Annotated in this window: 12 protein-coding genes; all 12 read right to left on the bottom strand. The window is 64.0% G+C overall.

The annotated features are described in order from the left end of the window. Positions 1 to 19: 19 nt before the first annotated feature. Positions 20 to 1,459 carry a lytic polysaccharide monooxygenase gene (locus RAM80_RS19390; RefSeq protein ID WP_416422065.1) on the bottom strand — a complete coding sequence of 480 codons (1,440 nt, stop codon included), beginning with the start codon at positions 1,457 to 1,459 and terminating at the stop codon, positions 20 to 22. A 120-nt stretch (positions 1,460 to 1,579) separates the two neighbouring features. Next, the gene (gene hemE, locus RAM80_RS19385) at positions 1,580 to 2,644 is read right to left on the bottom strand and encodes a uroporphyrinogen decarboxylase (RefSeq protein ID WP_416422064.1); all 1,065 of its coding nucleotides are present in this window, start codon (positions 2,642 to 2,644) and stop codon (positions 1,580 to 1,582) included. A 199-nt stretch (positions 2,645 to 2,843) separates the two neighbouring features. Beyond that, a complete protein-coding gene (locus tag RAM80_RS19380) occupies positions 2,844 to 4,262 on the bottom strand; it encodes an FAD-dependent oxidoreductase (RefSeq protein WP_158154464.1) in 1,419 nt (472 codons plus the stop codon). Positions 4,263 to 4,380: 118 nt separating this feature from the next. Next, the gene (gene gltB, locus RAM80_RS19375; RefSeq protein ID WP_416422063.1) at positions 4,381 to 8,829 is read right to left on the bottom strand and encodes a glutamate synthase large subunit; all 4,449 of its coding nucleotides are present in this window, start codon (positions 8,827 to 8,829) and stop codon (positions 4,381 to 4,383) included. A gap of 396 nt (positions 8,830 to 9,225) precedes the next feature. Then, positions 9,226 to 10,845 carry an SPOR domain-containing protein gene (locus RAM80_RS19370; RefSeq protein WP_416422062.1) on the bottom strand — a complete coding sequence of 540 codons (1,620 nt, stop codon included), beginning with the start codon at positions 10,843 to 10,845 and terminating at the stop codon, positions 9,226 to 9,228. Between the two features lie 14 nt (positions 10,846 to 10,859). After that, positions 10,860 to 11,957: a 3-dehydroquinate synthase gene (gene aroB, locus RAM80_RS19365; RefSeq protein ID WP_416422061.1), complete on the bottom strand. Its 1,098-nt coding sequence runs from the start codon at positions 11,955 to 11,957 to the stop codon at positions 10,860 to 10,862. Positions 11,958 to 12,088: 131 nt separating this feature from the next. After that, entirely contained in the window at positions 12,089 to 12,607 is a 519-nt protein-coding gene (gene aroK / locus RAM80_RS19360) for a shikimate kinase AroK (RefSeq protein WP_416422060.1), read from the bottom strand. A 4-nt stretch (positions 12,608 to 12,611) separates the two neighbouring features. After that, positions 12,612 to 14,705: a type IV pilus secretin PilQ gene (gene pilQ, locus RAM80_RS19355; RefSeq protein ID WP_416422059.1), complete on the bottom strand. Its 2,094-nt coding sequence runs from the start codon at positions 14,703 to 14,705 to the stop codon at positions 12,612 to 12,614. 35 nt (positions 14,706 to 14,740) lie between these two features. Further along, the gene (gene pilP / locus RAM80_RS19350; protein WP_416422058.1) at positions 14,741 to 15,265 is read right to left on the bottom strand and encodes a type 4a pilus biogenesis lipoprotein PilP; all 525 of its coding nucleotides are present in this window, start codon (positions 15,263 to 15,265) and stop codon (positions 14,741 to 14,743) included. Beyond that, on the bottom strand, positions 15,262 to 15,921 hold the full coding sequence (gene pilO / locus RAM80_RS19345; RefSeq protein WP_416422057.1) for a type 4a pilus biogenesis protein PilO: 660 nt from the start codon (positions 15,919 to 15,921) through the stop codon (positions 15,262 to 15,264). Before pilO ends, pilP begins: the two co-directional genes overlap by 4 nt. Then, the gene (locus RAM80_RS19340) at positions 15,918 to 16,490 is read right to left on the bottom strand and encodes a PilN domain-containing protein (RefSeq protein ID WP_416422056.1); all 573 of its coding nucleotides are present in this window, start codon (positions 16,488 to 16,490) and stop codon (positions 15,918 to 15,920) included. The genes pilO and RAM80_RS19340 overlap by 4 nt, the downstream gene beginning before the upstream one ends. Further along, entirely contained in the window at positions 16,490 to 17,554 is a 1,065-nt protein-coding gene (locus tag RAM80_RS19335; RefSeq protein WP_416422055.1) for a pilus assembly protein PilM, read from the bottom strand. Before RAM80_RS19335 ends, RAM80_RS19340 begins: the two co-directional genes overlap by 1 nt. Positions 17,555 to 17,710: the final 156 nt, after the last annotated feature.

Below are 17,710 nucleotides of genomic sequence, written 5' to 3'. Positions count from 1 at the left end.
GGCAGGTCGGCATCAAGGATCAGAGCTCTTCCCACGCCTCTTGCCAGGCGTGGCCGATCCCCGGCGAGTAATGAATGGGCGAGGTGTCCTGGCACCAGCTCATGAGCTGGTCGGACAGGCAACGGTAGACCTTGCCGTTGGTCTGCAGCACCGTGGTACCGCCCTTGTAATGCTCGACGCCTTCGCCGTAGACGTAGTCGTAATCAGCCCCGCCCGCCTCGCCGGTCAACGTCAGGTCGTGCAGCGCCTGCAGGTTGATACGGCCATCGTAGCTGCGCGCAATCAGCTTGGCCTGGTGGGCACCGGGGCTCGAGCGCACGGCAATGCGCAGCGGCGCGGTGGTGGCATCGATCACCTGCTGCACGCTGCCCACCGCCTTGTGCTCGGCATCGAACAGGGTGACGTCGACGTTGAGCTTACGGTTGGTGGCCACCTTCAGGTCAACGTCGACCCGGCCCTGCTGCAGTTCATACTCGGGCTGCAGGTCTTCCAGGCGCGCGTAGGCCTGCGGGTCACCCACCAGCTGGAAGTCCATCTGGTAGCTGACCACGTCGCTCTCGGGCTGGGCGTAGAGCAGGTTCATGCCACGCTGGGCTTCAATCACGCCCTCTGCGTTGCGCTGGCCGGCCCGCACCAGCGGGTGCGCGGCGTTGAGTTTCTGCGCCAGCGCCAGGCTCCAGTTGTCCTGCTGGCCCTGTTCGTTGCTGGCGATCTCCAGCGACACCGAATAATCGGTGCTTTCCCCGGCACTGCTGAAGGCGCGCGCCGTCACCTGGTCACCGGCGATCAGCTGAGGCAGCGGCGCGAACGAGCCGACCTTTTTCCAGCCATCGTCATAGGGGTCGGTCTGGATGTCCACGTCCACGGCGTTGTAGAAGGCATTGCCGGTGTCATGCACGGTCCACACGCCCAGGATCACGTGGTAGCCCTGGCGGTCGGCAGGCAGGGTGCATGAATGCTTCTGCCCCAGGTCACCAGGGTTGGCGTTCGAACCGCCGGTAGGAAAGCCGCCGCCGAAGGCCACGGTGCAGAACGGCGTCAGGTCGAAGCTTGCGCGAGTCAGCGGCTCGTTGGGGTTCCAGCCTGGCTGGGTAATGAAATACTCCCAGCCCGTGGTGGGGTGGGCGGCGGTGAAGCGCCAGTCGAAGGCGATGTCGCGGTCGGTGATTTCAGTTTTGTGCCAGCGCGTTGCCGACTGGGCGTCCATGGCGCCGAAGCGGTCCGGGCCGCTGGCCAGCTTGCCGTCGGCCGGGCCAGTGGCGGGAAAGCCCTTGAGGGTTTCGCCGACACTATGGGGCTCATATTGCGCGCCACCGCAATCGGTGTTCAGGCGGTCCTGGCACAGCTTGGCCCGTGAGGAGGGATAGCTCATGTAACCGTGGGCGGCCGCCTGCTGGCTGGCCAGCAGTGCGATGCCGGCAGCCGCCAGCACTGCACCGGGTGTGAAGATACGTTTCATGACAGTACGTCCCTGTTCAGATCAGAAGAGGGACGAGTGTACGGAGGCGTCCTAGGACGCTACTGTCAGACGTTTCCTAATGCTTGAAGGAAAAGTCCTTAGCAATCGTCAGTAATGACGTTACTGGTGGTACTGCGCCGAGAACTCATGCACCGCGTTGATGAACGCGCCTGCATGCTCCGGGTCCACTTCCGGGGTGATGCCGTGGCCCAGGTTGAACACGTGGCCAGTGCCGTTGCCGTAGCTGGCCAGGATGCGCGCCACTTCGGCGCGGATGGCTTCGGGCTTGGCGTACAGCACGGTGGGGTCCATGTTGCCTTGCAGGGCCACCTTGTTGCCCACGCGGCGGCGGGCTTCGCCCAGGTCGCAGGTCCAGTCCAGGCCCAGCGCGTCGGCGCCGGCGTCGGCGATGCTTTCCAGCCACAGGCCGCCGTTCTTGGTGAACAGGATGACCGGCACCTTGCGGCCTTCGTGTTCGCGGATCAGGCCACTGACGATTTTCTTCATGTAAGCCAGCGAGAACTCCTGGTACGCCGCGGCCGACAGGTTGCCGCCCCAGGTGTCGAAGATCTGCACGGCCTGGGCGCCGGCCAGGATCTGGCCGTTGAGGTAGCTGGTGACCGACTGGGCCAACTTGTCCAGCAGCAGGTGCATGGCGTGCGGGTTGTCGTAGAGCATGGCCTTGGTCTTGCGGAAGTCTTTCGACGAGCCGCCTTCGACCATGTAGGTGGCCAGGGTCCAGGGGCTGCCCGAGAAGCCGATCAGCGGCACGCGGCCGTTGAGCTCGCGGCGGATAGTGCTGACGGCGTCCATCACGTAGCCCAGGTCCTTTTGCGGATCGGGGATCGGCAGCGCCTCGATGTCGGCCAGGGTGCTGACCACTTTCTTGAAGCGCGGGCCTTCGCCGGTCTCGAAGTACAGGCCCTGGCCCATGGCATCGGGGATGGTGAGGATGTCGGAGAACAGGATGGCCGCATCCAGCGGGTAGCGTTCCAGCGGTTGCAGGGTGACTTCGCAGGCGAACGCCGGGTTCATGCACAGGCTCATGAAATCACCGGCCTTGGCGCGGCTGGCGCGGTATTCAGGCAGGTAGCGACCGGCCTGACGCATCATCCACACGGGGGTGACGTCGACGGGTTGCTTGAGCAGGGCACGAAGGAAACGGTCGTTCTTCAGGGCAGTCATGGGAGCATCCGGCAGATAAGTGCCAGCATTTTCCCAGACTGGAACGCAAAAGGCACGGCGTGTGCCGTGCCTTTTATCTATCGAGGCGATTTGCCGCGGCGTTTATAAACGCTTCGCGGGCAGAGCCCGCTCCCACAGGGCATGTACTGGCCCCTGTGGGAGCGGGCTCTGCCCACGAATGGTACGACGCGGTATCGGATCAGACTTCCAGGTAATCCAGGATCCCTTCGGCGGCGTTGCGGCCTTCGAAGATGGCCGTCACCACCAGGTCAGAACCGCGGACCATGTCGCCACCGGCGAAGATCTTCGGGTTGCTGGTCTGGTGCTTGAACTTGCCCTGTTCCGGGGCCACGACGCGGCCCTGGCTGTCGGTCTGGATGCTGAACTGCTCGAACCACGGCGCCGGGCTTGGACGGAAGCCGAAGGCGATGACCACGGCGTCGGCCGGGATGATCTCTTCGGAACCGGGGATCGGCTCGGGGCTGCGACGGCCACGGGCGTCAGGCTCGCCGAGACGGGTCTCGACAACCTTGACGCCTTCGACCTTGTCTTCGCCGACGATGGCGATAGGCTGGCGGTTGTAGAGGAATTTCACGCCTTCTTCCTTGGCGTTCTTCACCTCTTTGCGCGAGCCCGGCATGTTCGCCTCGTCACGGCGGTAGGCACAGGTAACGGCCTTGGCGCCCTGGCGGATGGAGGTGCGGTTGCAGTCCATCGCGGTGTCGCCGCCGCCCAGTACCACGACCTTCTTGCCCTTCATGTCGACGAAGTCTTCCGGCGACTTTTCAAAGCCCAGGTTGCGGTTGACGTTGGCGATCAGGAAGTCCAGCGCGTCGTGCACGCCCGGCAGGTCTTCGCCCGGGAAGCCGCCCTTCATGTAGGTGTAGGTGCCCATGCCCATGAATACGGCATCGTATTCCTCGAGCAGTTGCTCCATGGTCACGTCCTTGCCCACCTCGGTGTTCAGGCGGAACTCGATGCCCATGCCGGTGAAGACTTCGCGACGATTGCTCAGCACGGTCTTTTCCAGCTTGAACTCGGGGATGCCGAAGGTCAGCAGGCCACCGATTTCCGGGTTCTTGTCGAACACCACCGGGGTCACGCCACCGCGCACCAGCACGTCGGCGCAGCCCAGGCCAGCGGGGCCGGCGCCAATGATGGCGACGCGCTTGCCGGTTGGCTTGACCTTGGACATGTCCGGGCGCCAGCCCATGGCGAACGCGGTGTCGGTGATGTACTTCTCCACCGAACCGATGGTCACCGCGCCGAAACCGTCGTTGAGGGTGCAGGCCCCCTCGCACAGGCGGTCTTGCGGGCACACCCGGCCGCACACTTCAGGCAGGGTGTTGGTCTGGTGCGACAGCTCGGCGGCGGCGAGGATGTTGCCCTCGGCCACCAGCTTCAGCCAGTTGGGAATGAAGTTGTGCACCGGGCACTTCCATTCGCAGTACGGGTTACCGCAACCCAGGCAGCGGTGGGCCTGGTCGGCCGACTGCTGGGGTTTGAAGGGTTCGTAGATTTCCACGAACTCTTTCTTGCGCTGACGCAACAGTTTCTTCTTCGGATCCTTGCGCCCGACCTCGATGAACTGGAAGTCATTATTCAGACGTTCAGCCATTTTTAAAACCTCTTAACTGCAGCTTCGAGCTACAAGCTCCAAGCTGCAAGACAATCACGTTCCGCAACACTCAACACTGCCCAGCTTGCAGCTTGCAGCTCAAAGCTTGCAGCTGCTGTTACTGGGGGTTGGCACGGGTGCTGGTGAGCAACGATTTCAAGCTGGCAGCCTTGGGCTTGACCAACCAGAAACGGCGCAGGTAGTCGTCCAGGTTTTCCCAGACGTTACGGCCCCACTCGCTATCGGTTTCTGCCACGTATTCGGCCAGCACGCGTTCGATGTGGCTGCGGTAGGCCTCCATCGCTTCGCCGCTGATGCGCTGGATTTCCACCAGTTCGTGGTTGACGCGGTCAACGAAGCTGTTGTCCAGGTCCAGCACGTAGGCGAAACCACCGGTCATCCCGGAGCCGAAGTTGTAGCCGGTCTTGCCCAACACGCAGACAAAACCACCGGTCATGTATTCGCAGCAGTGATCGCCAGTGCCTTCCACCACGGTGTGGGCACCGGAGTTACGCACGGCGAAGCGCTCGCCCGCGGTACCGGCGGCGAACAGCTTGCCGCCCGTGGCGCCGTACAGGCAGGTGTTGCCGATGATGGCGCTGTCCTGGGTCTTGAACGGGCTGCCTTTGGGCGGAACGATCACCAGCTTGCCGCCGGTCATGCCCTTGCCCACGTAGTCGTTGGCGTCGCCTTCCAGGTACATGTTCAAGCCACCGGCGTTCCACACGCCGAAGCTCTGGCCTGCGGTGCCGTTGAAGCGGAAGGTCACAGGCGCGTTGGCCATGCCCTGGTTGCCGTAGGCACGGGCGATTTCACCCGAGATACGGGCACCGATCGAACGGTCGCAGTTGCAGATGTCCAGGCTGTAGTCGCCGCCGGACTTGGCAGCGATGGCGCCCTTGGCCATTTCCACCATCTGCTCGGCCAGCAGGCCCTGGTCGAACGGCGGGTTGCGGTCCACTTCGCAGAATTGCGGCTTGTCGGCCGGAATGTGCGAGCTGCCCAGCAGCGGGGTCAGGTCCAGGTGGTTCTGCTTGGCGGTCTGGCCTTCCAGCACGTCGAGCAGGTCGGTACGGCCGATCAGCTCGCCCAGCGAGCGCACGCCCAGCTTGGCCAGCCATTCACGGGTCTCTTCTGCCACGTAGGTGAAGAAGTTGATGACCATGTCGACGGTGCCGATGTAGTGGTCCTTGCGCAGCTTGTCGTTCTGGGTGGCTACGCCGGTGGCGCAGTTGTTCAGGTGGCAGATGCGCAGGTATTTGCAGCCCAGGGCGATCATCGGCGCGGTGCCGAAGCCGAAGCTCTCGGCGCCCAGGATGGCTGCCTTGATCACGTCCAGGCCGGTTTTCAGGCCGCCGTCGGTCTGTACCCGCACCTTGCCGCGCAGGTCGTTGCCGCGCAGGGTCTGGTGGGTCTCGGCCAGGCCCAGCTCCCACGGTGCGCCCGCGTACTTGATGGAGGTCAGTGGCGAGGCACCGGTACCGCCGTCATAGCCGGAGATGGTGATCAGGTCGGCATAGGCCTTGGCCACGCCAGCGGCGATGGTGCCAACGCCTGCCTCGGCCACCAGCTTCACCGAAACCAGTGCGGCCGGGTTGACCTGTTTCAGGTCAAAGATCAGCTGCGACAAGTCTTCGATGGAGTAGATGTCGTGGTGCGGCGGTGGCGAGATCAGGGTCACGCCCGGTACCGCGTAGCGCAGCTTGGCGATCAGGCCGTTGACCTTGCCGCCTGGCAGTTGGCCGCCCTCGCCCGGCTTGGCGCCCTGGGCTACCTTGATCTGCAGCACTTCGGCGTTGACCAGGTATTCGGGGGTAACACCGAAACGGCCGGTGGCCACCTGCTTGATCTTGGAGCTGCGGATGGTGCCATAGCGGGCCGGGTCTTCGCCGCCCTCACCGGAGTTGGAGCGCGCGCCCAGACGGTTCATGGCTTCGGCCAGGGCTTCGTGAGCCTCGGGCGACAGCGCACCCAGCGAGATACCCGCCGAGTCGAAACGTTGCAGGATGGCTTCCAGCGGCTCGACGTCGTCGATCGACAGCGGCGTGGCCGCTTCCTTGACCTTGAACAGGTCGCGGATCATCGACACCGGGCGGTTATCCACCAGCGACGTGTATTCCTTGAACTTGGCGTAGTCGCCCTGCTGCACGGCGGCTTGCAGGGTGTTGACCACGTCAGGGTTGTAGGCGTGGTATTCGCCACCGTGCACGAACTTCAGCAGGCCGCCTTGCTGGATCGGCTTGCGCGCGCTCCAGGCTTCGACGGACAGGGCTTTCTGTTCGGCTTCGATGTCGACGAAGCGCGCGCCCTTGATGCGGCTTGGCACGCCACGGAAGCTGAGGTTGCAGACTTCCTCGGACAGGCCGATGGCCTCGAACAGTTGCGCACCGCGGTACGAGGCCACGGTGGAGATGCCCATCTTCGACAGGATCTTCAGCAGGCCCTTGGTGATGCCCTTGCGGTAGTTCTTGAACACCTCGTAGAGGTCGCCCAGCACTTCACCGGTACGGATCAGGTCGCCCAGCACTTCGTAGGCCAGGAACGGATAGACCGCCGAGGCGCCGAAGCCGATCAGCACCGCGAAGTGGTGCGGGTCGCGTGCCGTGGCGGTTTCCACCAGGATGTTGCTGTCGCAACGCAGGCCTTTCTCGGTCAGGCGGTGGTGCACCGCGCCGGTGGCCAGCGAGGCGTGAACCGGCAGCTTGCCCGGGGCAATGTGACGGTCGCTGAGCACGATCTGGGTGTGGCCGGCACGCACGGCTTCTTCGGCCTGGTCGGCGATGTTGCGCACGGCCGCTTCCAGGCCCACGCTTTCGTCGTAGTTCAGGTCGATGATCTGCCGCTCGAAGCCTGGCAGGTCGAGGTTCATCAGCGAGCGCCACTTGGCCGGGGAAATGACCGGCGAGCTGAGGATCACGCGCGAAGCGTGCTCAGGCGACTCCTGGAAGATGTTGCGCTCGGCGCCCAGGCAGATTTCCAGGGACATCACGATCGCTTCGCGCAGCGGGTCGATCGGCGGGTTGGTGACCTGCGCGAACTGCTGGCGGAAATAGTCGTACGGGGTGCGCACGCGCTGGCTCAGCACCGCCATCGGCGTGTCGTCGCCCATGGAGCCCACGGCCTCGTAGCCCTGCTCGCCCAGCGGGCGCAGCACCTGGTCACGCTCCTCGAAGGTGACCTGGTACATTTTCATGTACTGCTTGAGCTGCTCGGGGTTATAGAAGGACGACCCGTGGTCGTTGTCTTCCATGGTGGCCTGGATGCGCAGGGCGCTCTTGCGCAGCCACTGCTTGTACGGGTGGCGCGACTTCAGGCGGTTGTCGATGGCATCGGTGTCGAGGATCTGGCCGGTTTCGGTGTCCACGGCGAAGATCTGGCCCGGGCCGACGCGGCCCTTGGCCACGACGTCTTCAGGCTTGTAGTTCCACACGCCGATTTCCGACGCCAGGGTGATGTAGCCGTTCTTGGTGGTCACCCAGCGGGCCGGGCGCAGGCCGTTGCGGTCCAGCAGGCAGACGGCATGGCGACCTTCGGTCAGCACCACGCCGGCCGGGCCGTCCCACGGCTCCATGTGCATGGAGTTGTACTCATAGAACGCCCGCAGGTCGGGGTCCATGGTCTCGACGTTCTGCCAGGCTGGCGGAATCAGCATGCGCACGCCACGGAACAGGTCGATGCCGCCGGTGACCATCAGCTCCAGCATGTTGTCCATGCTCGAGGAGTCGGAACCCACGCGGTTGACCAGCGGGCCCAGCTCTTCCAGGTCCGGGATCAGGTCGTTGGCGAACTTGGTGCGACGGGCCTGGGCCCAGTTGCGGTTGCCGGTGATGGTGTTGATCTCGCCGTTGTGGGCGAGGAAACGGAACGGCTGCGCCAACGGCCACTTCGGCAGGGTGTTGGTGGAGAAGCGCTGGTGGAAGACCGCGATGGCGGTCTTCATGCGCTCGTCGCTCATGTCCGGGAAGAAGGCGGTGAAGTCCGCCGGCATCATCAGGCCTTTGTAGATGATGGTCTTGTGCGAGAAGCTGCAGATGTAGTGGTCGGTGTCGGCGGCGTTGGCCACGGACGAGCGACGACGGGCGCTGAACAGCTTGATCGCGAATTCCTGGTCGCTCAGGCCTTCGCCACCGATGTACACCTGCTCGATTTTCGGCAGGCGCTCCAGAGCCAGGCGGCCCAGGACGCTGGTGTCGATAGGCACCTGGCGCCAGCCGATCAGGTTCAGGCCGGCTGCCAGGATCTCGCGGTTCATGTTTTCGCGCGCAGCATCGGCGCGGGCGTCGTCCTTGTTCAGGAACACCATGCCCACGGCGTACTGCTTGGGCAGCTCGACGCCGAAGGTTTCCTGGGCGACGGCGCGCAGGAACTGATCGGGCTTCTGCATCAGCAGGCCGCAACCGTCACCGGTCTTGCCGTCCGCGTTGATCCCACCGCGGTGGGTCATGCAGGTCAGGGCTTCGATGGCTGTTTGCAACAGGTGGTGACTGGGTTCGCCGGTCATATGGGCAATCAGCCCAAAGCCACAGTTGTCCTTGAATTCATCGGGTTGGTACAGACCTGTTTTCATAGACACTTTCTCACCAGGCTGCCCCCTTGGGGGACAAATTTCTTTTCAATTCAACCGCTTACCAACCGCGCCGAACGTACGCCAGCTTTGCAGGGGCAAAAGGGAGGTCATTGTACACAGCGACAGGGTCGCCCACAAATTTGCACGGCGACTCCGCACAAAATCATGTCGCAATTCTATAAGTTTTAAGCAAGGTGTTGTGGTAGCAACGATGCTTGAGTCTGAAGCTTATCAGCCTGGACTGCAATGGGGGTAACCACAGACAGTCTGGGACACGAAAGCCTGCCGCGTTCTGCGCAGCAGGCTTGGGGTCGTATCAGGAGACGCTCAGCGGGGTGGCGGGGATGGTGCCACCGGACAAGGCCCCGACCGCCATAGGGTCAGGGCTTGCGGCATTCAGCGCGTCGATGCCAGGTCTTGTTGGACGCTGGCGACACTTCTAGGCCAAGGTTTACCAGCCTGGACCTTCGCTGGCAAGTTCTTGATTGCCGCAACCGCTGCATCGCGGTTGCTGAAGCTGCCGTAGGTGATCACGTACAGGGGTTTGCCCTGCAGGGTTTTCTTGAAGTAGCGGTACTCGCCGCCCTGCTCTTTCACGTAGTTCTGCGCGGTGGCTTCGCTGCTGGTGCCCAGGATCTGCACCACGTAGTTGCCAGCGGCCTGGCCCTTGTACCAGCCAGCGCCAGCGCCGCCTGCGGCAGGCTTGGCAGCGGCCACGGGCTCAGGCTTCTTCTCGACGGCCTTGTGCTCGGGCTTGGCGGTAGCCACCTGTACTGGCGCCTTGTGCACAGGCGCAGGCGCCGGTGCAGGGCGCGCGGCGGCCACGGGGGCAGGCGCGGGGGTTGGCACCGGCACTGGCGTGGCTGCAGGGCCTGCCGGCACGCCAGGTGGCGGCGCGGTGGTGGTCACAGTGGGCGGCGCCGAGGAACCGTGGGCAATTGGCGTGGTTTCCTCGCCATCACCCGAACCTGCGGCCTCGGCCAGCGGGCCACGCATCACGGGCTGCGACTGGCCGACCAGCGGCAGCGGCATGGGCTTGGAGTTGCCGGCGAACTCGATGGCGGCGTTGCTGCCGTCCTGGTTCGGCTGGGCGTTGCCCGGCGTGCCCTGGCCCAGCGGCAGCTGCGCCTGTTCGGTAGCCGGCGCTGTAGGCGCGTTGGCAGACTTGCGGCCCGGCAGCAGGGCCGCCGCAGCCACGGCGATCACCACAACCCCGGTCAGTGCCAGTACGTGTTTTTTCGGCATTTTGAACCCCATAGATGGACGCTTCACCGCCGAGCGGCTAGCGATCATGGCCTCGATCATTGCATCACGGGCGACCTGGTTGATTGCGCCGGGCCAGCCTTCGGAATTTTCGTGAATGTCGGCAATCTGATCATTGGTAAAGAGTTGGATCCCCTGCCCTGCCCCTTCCAGACGCTGGGCCAGGTACTCGCGGGTTTCCTCGACGCTGTACGGTTGCAGCTCGATAACGTGGAACAGCTCCTGCTCGGCGCTCAGCTGCTCCAGCCCGTCGATCACCGACGCCTCGCCGAACAGGAACACGTGGGGGCGGCCTTCCGGGGTACCGGCTGCCAACGTCAGCAGGGCTTCGAGTGCGGATTCCTCAAGTTGTTCCGCATCGTCCACCAGCAAATACACTTCCTGGCCGGTCAGGGCCAGCTGTACTACCTGGGCGAGGATCGCCTGGGTGTCGGCCTTGGCCAGGTTCAGCGCCTGGGCCACTTGGGCCAGTACGCTGGCCACGTCGCCGGCGCCGCGGGCCGATACCACCACGCTCTGCACCGACTGCTTGTTGGTGCTGGCCACCAGGGCCTGGCGCAGCAGGGTCTTGCCGCTGCCCTCGGGGCCGGTGACTACCAGCAGCAGCTGGCTGTAGCGCGCCAGGTGGTGCAGCTGCCCCAGCACCGGCTTGCGCTGGGCGGGGAAGAACTTGAAGCCCGGCACACGGGCCGCAAAGGGGTCGTGGTCCAGTTGGTAGTGGCCCAGAAAGGCCTCATCGGCGTGCAGTGTCATCGAACTCTATTACCTCAAAGCGAAGCCGCGATGGCGCGGTAATCCGCCGCCAGCGTGGCTTGTAGAACTTCAGTTGGATAATCGTCGGTCACCACGGCTTCGCCAAGGTGACGCAACAACACCAGGCGCATGCGGCCATCGATCACTTTCTTGTCGACGGCCATATGCTGGAGAAATTGTGCGGGGGTCATGTCCGCCGGAGGCACCACCGGCAGGCCGGCGCGCTGCATCAGGCGGATGCCGCGGTCGCGGGCCTGCTGGCTGATCCAGCCCAGGCGCATGGACATTTCCAGGGCCATGGCGGTGCCGGCGGCCACGGCTTCACCGTGCAGCCACACGCCGTAGCCCATCTGGGTCTCGATGGCGTGGCCAAAGGTGTGCCCCAGGTTCAGGGTGGCGCGCACGCCGGTCTCGCGCTCGTCGGCGTTGACCACTTCGGCCTTGGCCTCGCAGGAGCGCTTGATGGCGTAGGTCAGGGCGGTCTGGTCCACCGCGCGCAGGGCGTCGACATTGTCTTCCAGCCAGCCCAGGAACGGCTCGTCGCAGATCAGCCCGTACTTGATCACCTCGGCGAGGCCTGCGGAGAGCTCGCGCGCCGGCAGGGTCTTGAGGCTGGCGGTGTCGATGACCACGGCGTTGGGCTGGTAGAACGCGCCCACCATGTTCTTGCCCAGCGGGTGGTTGATGCCGGTCTTGCCGCCCACCGACGAATCGACCTGGGACAGCAGCGTGGTGGGCACCTGGATGAAATCGACGCCGCGCTGGTAGCAGGCCGCGGCAAAGCCGGCCATATCACCGACCACGCCGCCGCCCAGGGCGATGATGGTGGTGCGGCGGTCATGACGGGCGGTCAGCAGGCCATCGAAGATGAGCTGCAGGGTTTCCCAGTTCTTGTAGGCCTCGCCGTCCGGCAGGGCCACGGAAGTCACCGAGTAGGCGCCCAGGGCGCGGCTCAGCTGTTCCAGGTAGAGGGGGCCGACGGTCTCGTTGGTGACGATGGCCACCTGACGACCGGCAATGTGCGGTGCCAGCAACTCGGGTTGGCCCAGCAGGCCTTCGCCAATGTAGATCGGGTAGCTGCGCTCACCCAGTTCGACCTTGATTGTCTGCATGTTTCCCCACAGTGAAGCCGGGCCCGTCGCCCTGTCTCAGGATTTATTATTTGTCGACATGCACCCTGGCTGGCAAGCCGGGGCGATGCCGAGGATAGCGCATTTGCGCGGGCACTCCATGACGATTCGCGTCAGCGGGGCGGCAACTGCGCCAGCCGTTCGAGAATGTCGAGCACCACCATGCGTGGCGGCCGCTCGTCGGTTTCCACGATCAGGTCGGCAATTTCCCGATAAAGCGGGTCGCGCACGGCCAGCAGCGCACGCAGCGTGCCCGCAGGGTCGGCGGTGCGCAGCAGTGGCCGGTTGCGGTCACGGGCGGTGCGGCCCACCTGCTGCTCCACGGAGGCATGCAGGTAGACCACGCGGCCACCGGCGTGCAGGGCCTGGCGGTTTTCACCGCGCATCACCGCGCCGCCACCGGTGGCCAGCACCAGCCCGTCATAGCCGCACAGCTCGGCCAGCATGGCCTGCTCGCGGTCACGGAAACCGGCTTCGCCTTCTTGATCGAAGATCCAAGGAATGTTCGCACCCGTGCGCAGTTCAATTTCCTTGTCGGAATCCTTGAACGGTAACCGGAGCTCTTTGGCCAGCAATCGACCAATGGTGCTCTTACCGGCACCCATTGGCCCAACAAGTATCAAATTTCGCACAGAATCAACGACTCACAGCAATCGCCTGGTTATTCATGATACGCGGAGTGAGGAAGACCAACAGCTCGGTTTTTGCCTCAGACACGGTATCCGATCGAAACAGGCGGCCAAGATACGGCACATCACCGAGAAATGGCACCTTGTCTGTCGTTTTAGTTTGGGTATTGGAGAAAACACCGCCAATTACCACTGTTTCGCCATCATTGACGAGGACCTTGGCCTTCACTTCGTTCTTCTTGATCGGCGGCACGCCGTTGAGCTCGTTGGCGTAATCGGGCTCATCCTTGTTGACCCTCACGTCCATGATGATGCGGTTGTCCGGGGTGATCTGCGGGGTCACCTCCAGCGACAGCGAGGCCTCCTTGAACGCCACCGAGGTGGCACCGCTGGACGAGGACTCCTGGTACGGCACTTCGGTGCCCTTGATGATGCGCGCGGTTTCCTTGTCCGAGGTCACCACCTTGGGCTGCGACACCACTTCGCCGTTGCCGGTGGCTTCCATGGCACTGAGCTGCAGGTCCAGGGTCAGGTTGTTGGACACATAGCCCAGGCCGATGCCCGAGGTGGCGCTGGTGGCGCCCAGGTCGACGAAGGTGTTGGTGCTGGTGGTCTGGGTGCCGGCCACGGTCCACTTGCTGCTGCCCGAGCCGTTGGTCGCACCGCTCCAGCTCACGCCCAGGCTCTTGTCGTAGTTGACGTTGGCCTCGACGATGCGCGCCTCGATCATCACCTGGCGCACCGGAATGTCCAGCTGGGCGACGATACGGCGTAGTTCGTCCAGGCGGTCCTGGGTCTGGTAGGCGATGATGTTGTTGGTGCGCTCGTCCACGGTGATCGAGCCGCGCTCGTCCACCTTGGTCTTGGAGTTGGTCACCGACTGGAACAGCTTGGCAATGTCGGCGGCCTTGGCGTAGTTCACCTGCAGCAGCTCGCGACGCAGCGGCGCCAGTTCCTCGATCTGCTTCTGCGACTCCAGCTCCTGGCGCTCGCGGGCGGCGATTTCCGCCGCCGGCGCCACCAGCAGCACGTTGCCGACCTTGCGCTTGTCGAGATTCTTGGTCTTGAGCACCAGGTCCAGGGCCTGGTCCCACGGCACGTTCTGCAGGCGCAGGGTGATGCCGCCCTGCACGGTGTCACTGGCCACCAGGTTGAGGTTGGTGAAGTCGGCGATCAGTTGCAGCACCGAACGCACGTCGATGTCCTGGAAGTTCAGCGACAGCTTCTGGCCGGTGTACACGAAGCGATCGGCGTTCTTGCGGGCGATGTCCTCGGCGGTGACCTGGCGCACGCTGACGGTCAGCTTGTTGTCGGTCTGGAACACCGAGTAGTCGAAGGTGCCGCCCGGCTCGATGGTCACGGTGGCGGTGTCCGCCGAGGCCGTGGAGTTGACGAACTGCACGGGGGTGGCGAAGTCCTTGACGTCCAGGCGCACGCGCAGCGGCTCAGGCAGCTGGGTCTTGGGGAAGGTCAGGACGATCTTGTTGCCCTGCTCCTGGATATCGGGGCTGATGCTTGGGTCGCTGAGGTCGAGCACCACGTTGCCTTCGCCCTGCTCGCCGCGCTGGAAGTCGACGTTGCGAATGGCGCGGCCGGCTGGCTGGCCGTACACCGGGCGCGACGGCGCCGCACGGGCCACCGCAGTGCGTGGCAGCGCGCCAACCGGGGCAGCGGCGGCAGGCGCCGGGGCACGGGCCACCGAGCCACCCACCAGGTTGCTGGCGCCCTGGCCAATCATCACGAACAGGTTGTTGCCTTCCACGCGGGTGCCGTAGGGCGCCAGGTTGGTGAGGTTGACGATCAGCCGGGTGCGGTCCTTGGCTTCCACCACGGTCACGCTGCGGGCGTTGCCCACGCCCAGGTCACGGGTCTTGGTAGCCAGGCCGTTGGTCACCCCGGGCAGGTCCAGGGCAATGCGCGCCGGCTGGTCGGTGGTGTAGCCGCGTGGCGCCGGCACGGGGGCGTCGAAGGTCAGCTTGAGCTCAACCCGGTCCCCTGGCAACGCCGCCACATCCAGTGTTTTCAGGGTGGCCGCCATCAAGGCAGGCGAAAGCAGCGCCATCCATAGCGAGAGACCAAGGGCTGAAAGCATCCTATTCATTATCGATTTCCACTATGCGTGCGTGACCAGGCCCGTTATGAGCGTTCTTTCAAAGTGATGGTGCGCGGCCGTTCCAGCCAGCCGCCCTCGCCATCGGGGACAATCTCGACCACGTCGACCTGCGAATCGGTGATCGACACGATTCGACCTTCGTTGCGGCCCAGGTAGTCGCCCACCTTCATGCGGTAAACCCCACCGGCGCCCTTCATCAGGGCGAACTTGCCGGTTTCGTTGGCCAGCGTACCGACCATTTCAAACTGCTCGATGTTGAAGCCTTCCAGGAACTGCTTGACCCGGGTGGGATCGGGCTTGACCTGCCTGGCGCCCTTCTGCCGGTGCGCCAGGTCGATCTTGACCGGCGGCTGGAACGGGCTGCGCAAGGCCGAGGCCTGGTAGGTGAACGGCTCGTAGGGGGCGAACTTGGGGATAGGCTCGATCGTCCCCCGGGGCCGTGCCTTGACGCCATCCATGTAGGCTTTCAGGTCATCGAAATCGCCATTGCCACAGCCGGAAAGCAGGGCCATGAAACCGATCAGCACAAGGCTGCATGCTGCCCTCATTTGGCCGCTCCCTTGTCCTGGGCCGGGCCCGGCCCCTTGTCCTTGTCACCGTCGTGGTAGCGGTAGGTCTTGGCCAGGATGTTCATGCGCAGCAACGTGGTGTTGCCGTCGACCACCGGCTTCACCTCGAAGTCATGCAGGGTGACGATGCGTGGCAGGCTCGACACACCACTGACGAAGGTGCCCAGGTCGTGGTAGTTGCCGGTCACGGTGATCTGGATGGGCAGCTCGACGTAGAACTGCTGGGTGACCTCGGGCAACAGCTTGATTTCCTCGAACTCCAGGCCGCTGCCCAGGCCGGTGCGGGTGATGTCTTCCAGCAGGCCCGGCACCTCGGTGTCACTAGGCAGCTGGCGCAGCATGGCGCCGAAGGAAATTTCCATTTCCTTCATCTGCTGGGTGTAGGCCTCCAGGTTTGCCGCCTGGAATGCCTTGCTGGCGTATTGCTCCTTGAGCGTCTGTTCCTGGGCGCGGGCGCGCTCCAGCTCGTCACCCATGTCGCTGATGTGGAAGTTGTAGCCAAGGGCCAGGATCAACACCATCAGCAGCACCCCGGCGATACCCTTCATCGCCGGCGGCCAGGAGCCCAGGTTGTTGAAGTCCAGCTCGCTGAGGTTGATCTTGCGCAGGCCATCCATCCATTCGGAGAAATTCATTTCGCGTTCTCCTCGGTGGCGGGCGAGGTCTGGCGGACCGTGAGCTGGAAATTGTTGCTGTTGGTCTGCTGCTGGTCCGCGCCCGGCTTGGCCTTGACCTCGGTCAGGCTGGGGGCGGCCATCCACGGCGAAGCTTCCATGTTGCGCATCAGGTCCGATACACGATTGTTGGATTCAGCCGAGCCGGACACGGCAATGCTCTTGTCGGTCATCTTCACGTCGGTGAAATACACCCCGTCCGGCACGGTGCGCGCCAGCTGGTCGAACAGGTGGCCGATGATCGGGCGGTTGGCCTGCAGGTCCTGGATGATCTTCATGCGCTCGATCAGCTGCTTGCGCCGCGCCTTCAGCTCGGCGATCTGTTTGATGCGCTCGTCCAGGGCGGTGATCTGCGTCTGGATGTAGGCGTTGCGGGCGTTCTGCTGGTCGATGGCATGGCTGTAGTACTGGTCGGCCAGCAGGATGATGCCGACACCGCCCACCACCACGCCGGCCAGGGCCAGCAGGAAGCGTTTCTTGCGTTCTTCGCGCAGCTGTTCGCGCCACGGCAGCAGGTTGATGCGCGCCATCAGTCAAAACTCCTCAACGCCAGGCCGCAGGCAATCATCAGCGCTGGCGCGTCACTGGCCAGGGCGCCGGCGTTGACCTTGCTGCTCAGGGCCATGTCGGCAAAGGGGTTGGCGACCATGGCCGGGGTGCCCAGGCGCTGCTGGATCAGCTGGTCGAGGCCGGAAATGGAGGCGGTGCCACCGGCCAGCAGGATGTAGTCGACGTCGTTGTGCTGGCCGGCAGCGAAGAAGAACTGCAGCGAGCGCGAGACCTGCTGCACCACGGCGTCCTTGAACGGCTGCAGCACCTCGGCCACGTAGTCGTCAGGCAGGCCGCCCTGCTTCTTGGCCAGGCCCGCCTCTTCCATGGACAGCCCGTAGCGGCGCTGGATCTCCTCGGTGAGCTGGCGGCCGCCGAACAGCTGTTCGCGGGTGTAGATGATGCGGCCGTTGTGCAGCACGCTGAGGGTGGTCATGGTGGCGCCGATGTCGACCACGGCCACGGTCAGCGGGCCCTCGCCTTCCATCAGCGTCGGTTCCAGCAGGCCGAAAGCGCGCTCCAGGGCGTAGGCCTCGACGTCGACCACGCGCGCGGTCAGGCCAGCCAGGGCCAGGGCCGCCTCGCGCACCTCGACGTTTTCCTTGCGGCAGGCCGCCAGCAGCACGTCCACCCGCTCGGGGTTGCGCGCCGAATAGCCCTGCACCTCGAAGTCGATGGCGACCTCTTCAAGCGGGTAGGGAATGTATTGATCGGCCTCGACCTTGAGCTGGTTTTCCATTTCGTCTTCGGAAAGCGCAGCGTCCATCTCGATGGTCTTGGTAATGACAGCGGAACCTGCGACCGCCACGGCCACGGTCTTGGCGCTGGTGCGGGCCTTGACCAGCACGCGTGACAAGGCCTGGCCCACGCCCTCGAGCTCCGCGATGTTCTTTTCCACCACCGCGTTGGCCGGGAGGGGCTCAACCGCGTAGGCTTCGACTCTGAACCGGTTGCCGGAGCGACTGAGCTCCAGAAGCTTCACCGATGTCGAGCTGATGTCGATCCCCAAAAGCGAATTTGCTTTCTTGCCGAAGAGTCCAAGCACGCCCGATTCCCTATCATTATCCGTGACTTACGGACCACTTATAGTACGAAGCATTTAATAGCAGTCTTGACAGAAGCGCAAATAACGCTCTGTGTCTAAAAATGCTTATAATGCCCAGCACTTTTGCCCTGGTCGCCGTGCCTTGTGCGTAACCCA

The organism is Pseudomonas sp. App30, from assembly GCF_047947025.1.
Taxonomy (GTDB): Bacteria; Pseudomonadota; Gammaproteobacteria; order Pseudomonadales; family Pseudomonadaceae; genus Aquipseudomonas.
Note: the sequence above shows the minus strand (reverse complement) of the source record. Positions and strands in the feature narration are given on the sequence as shown.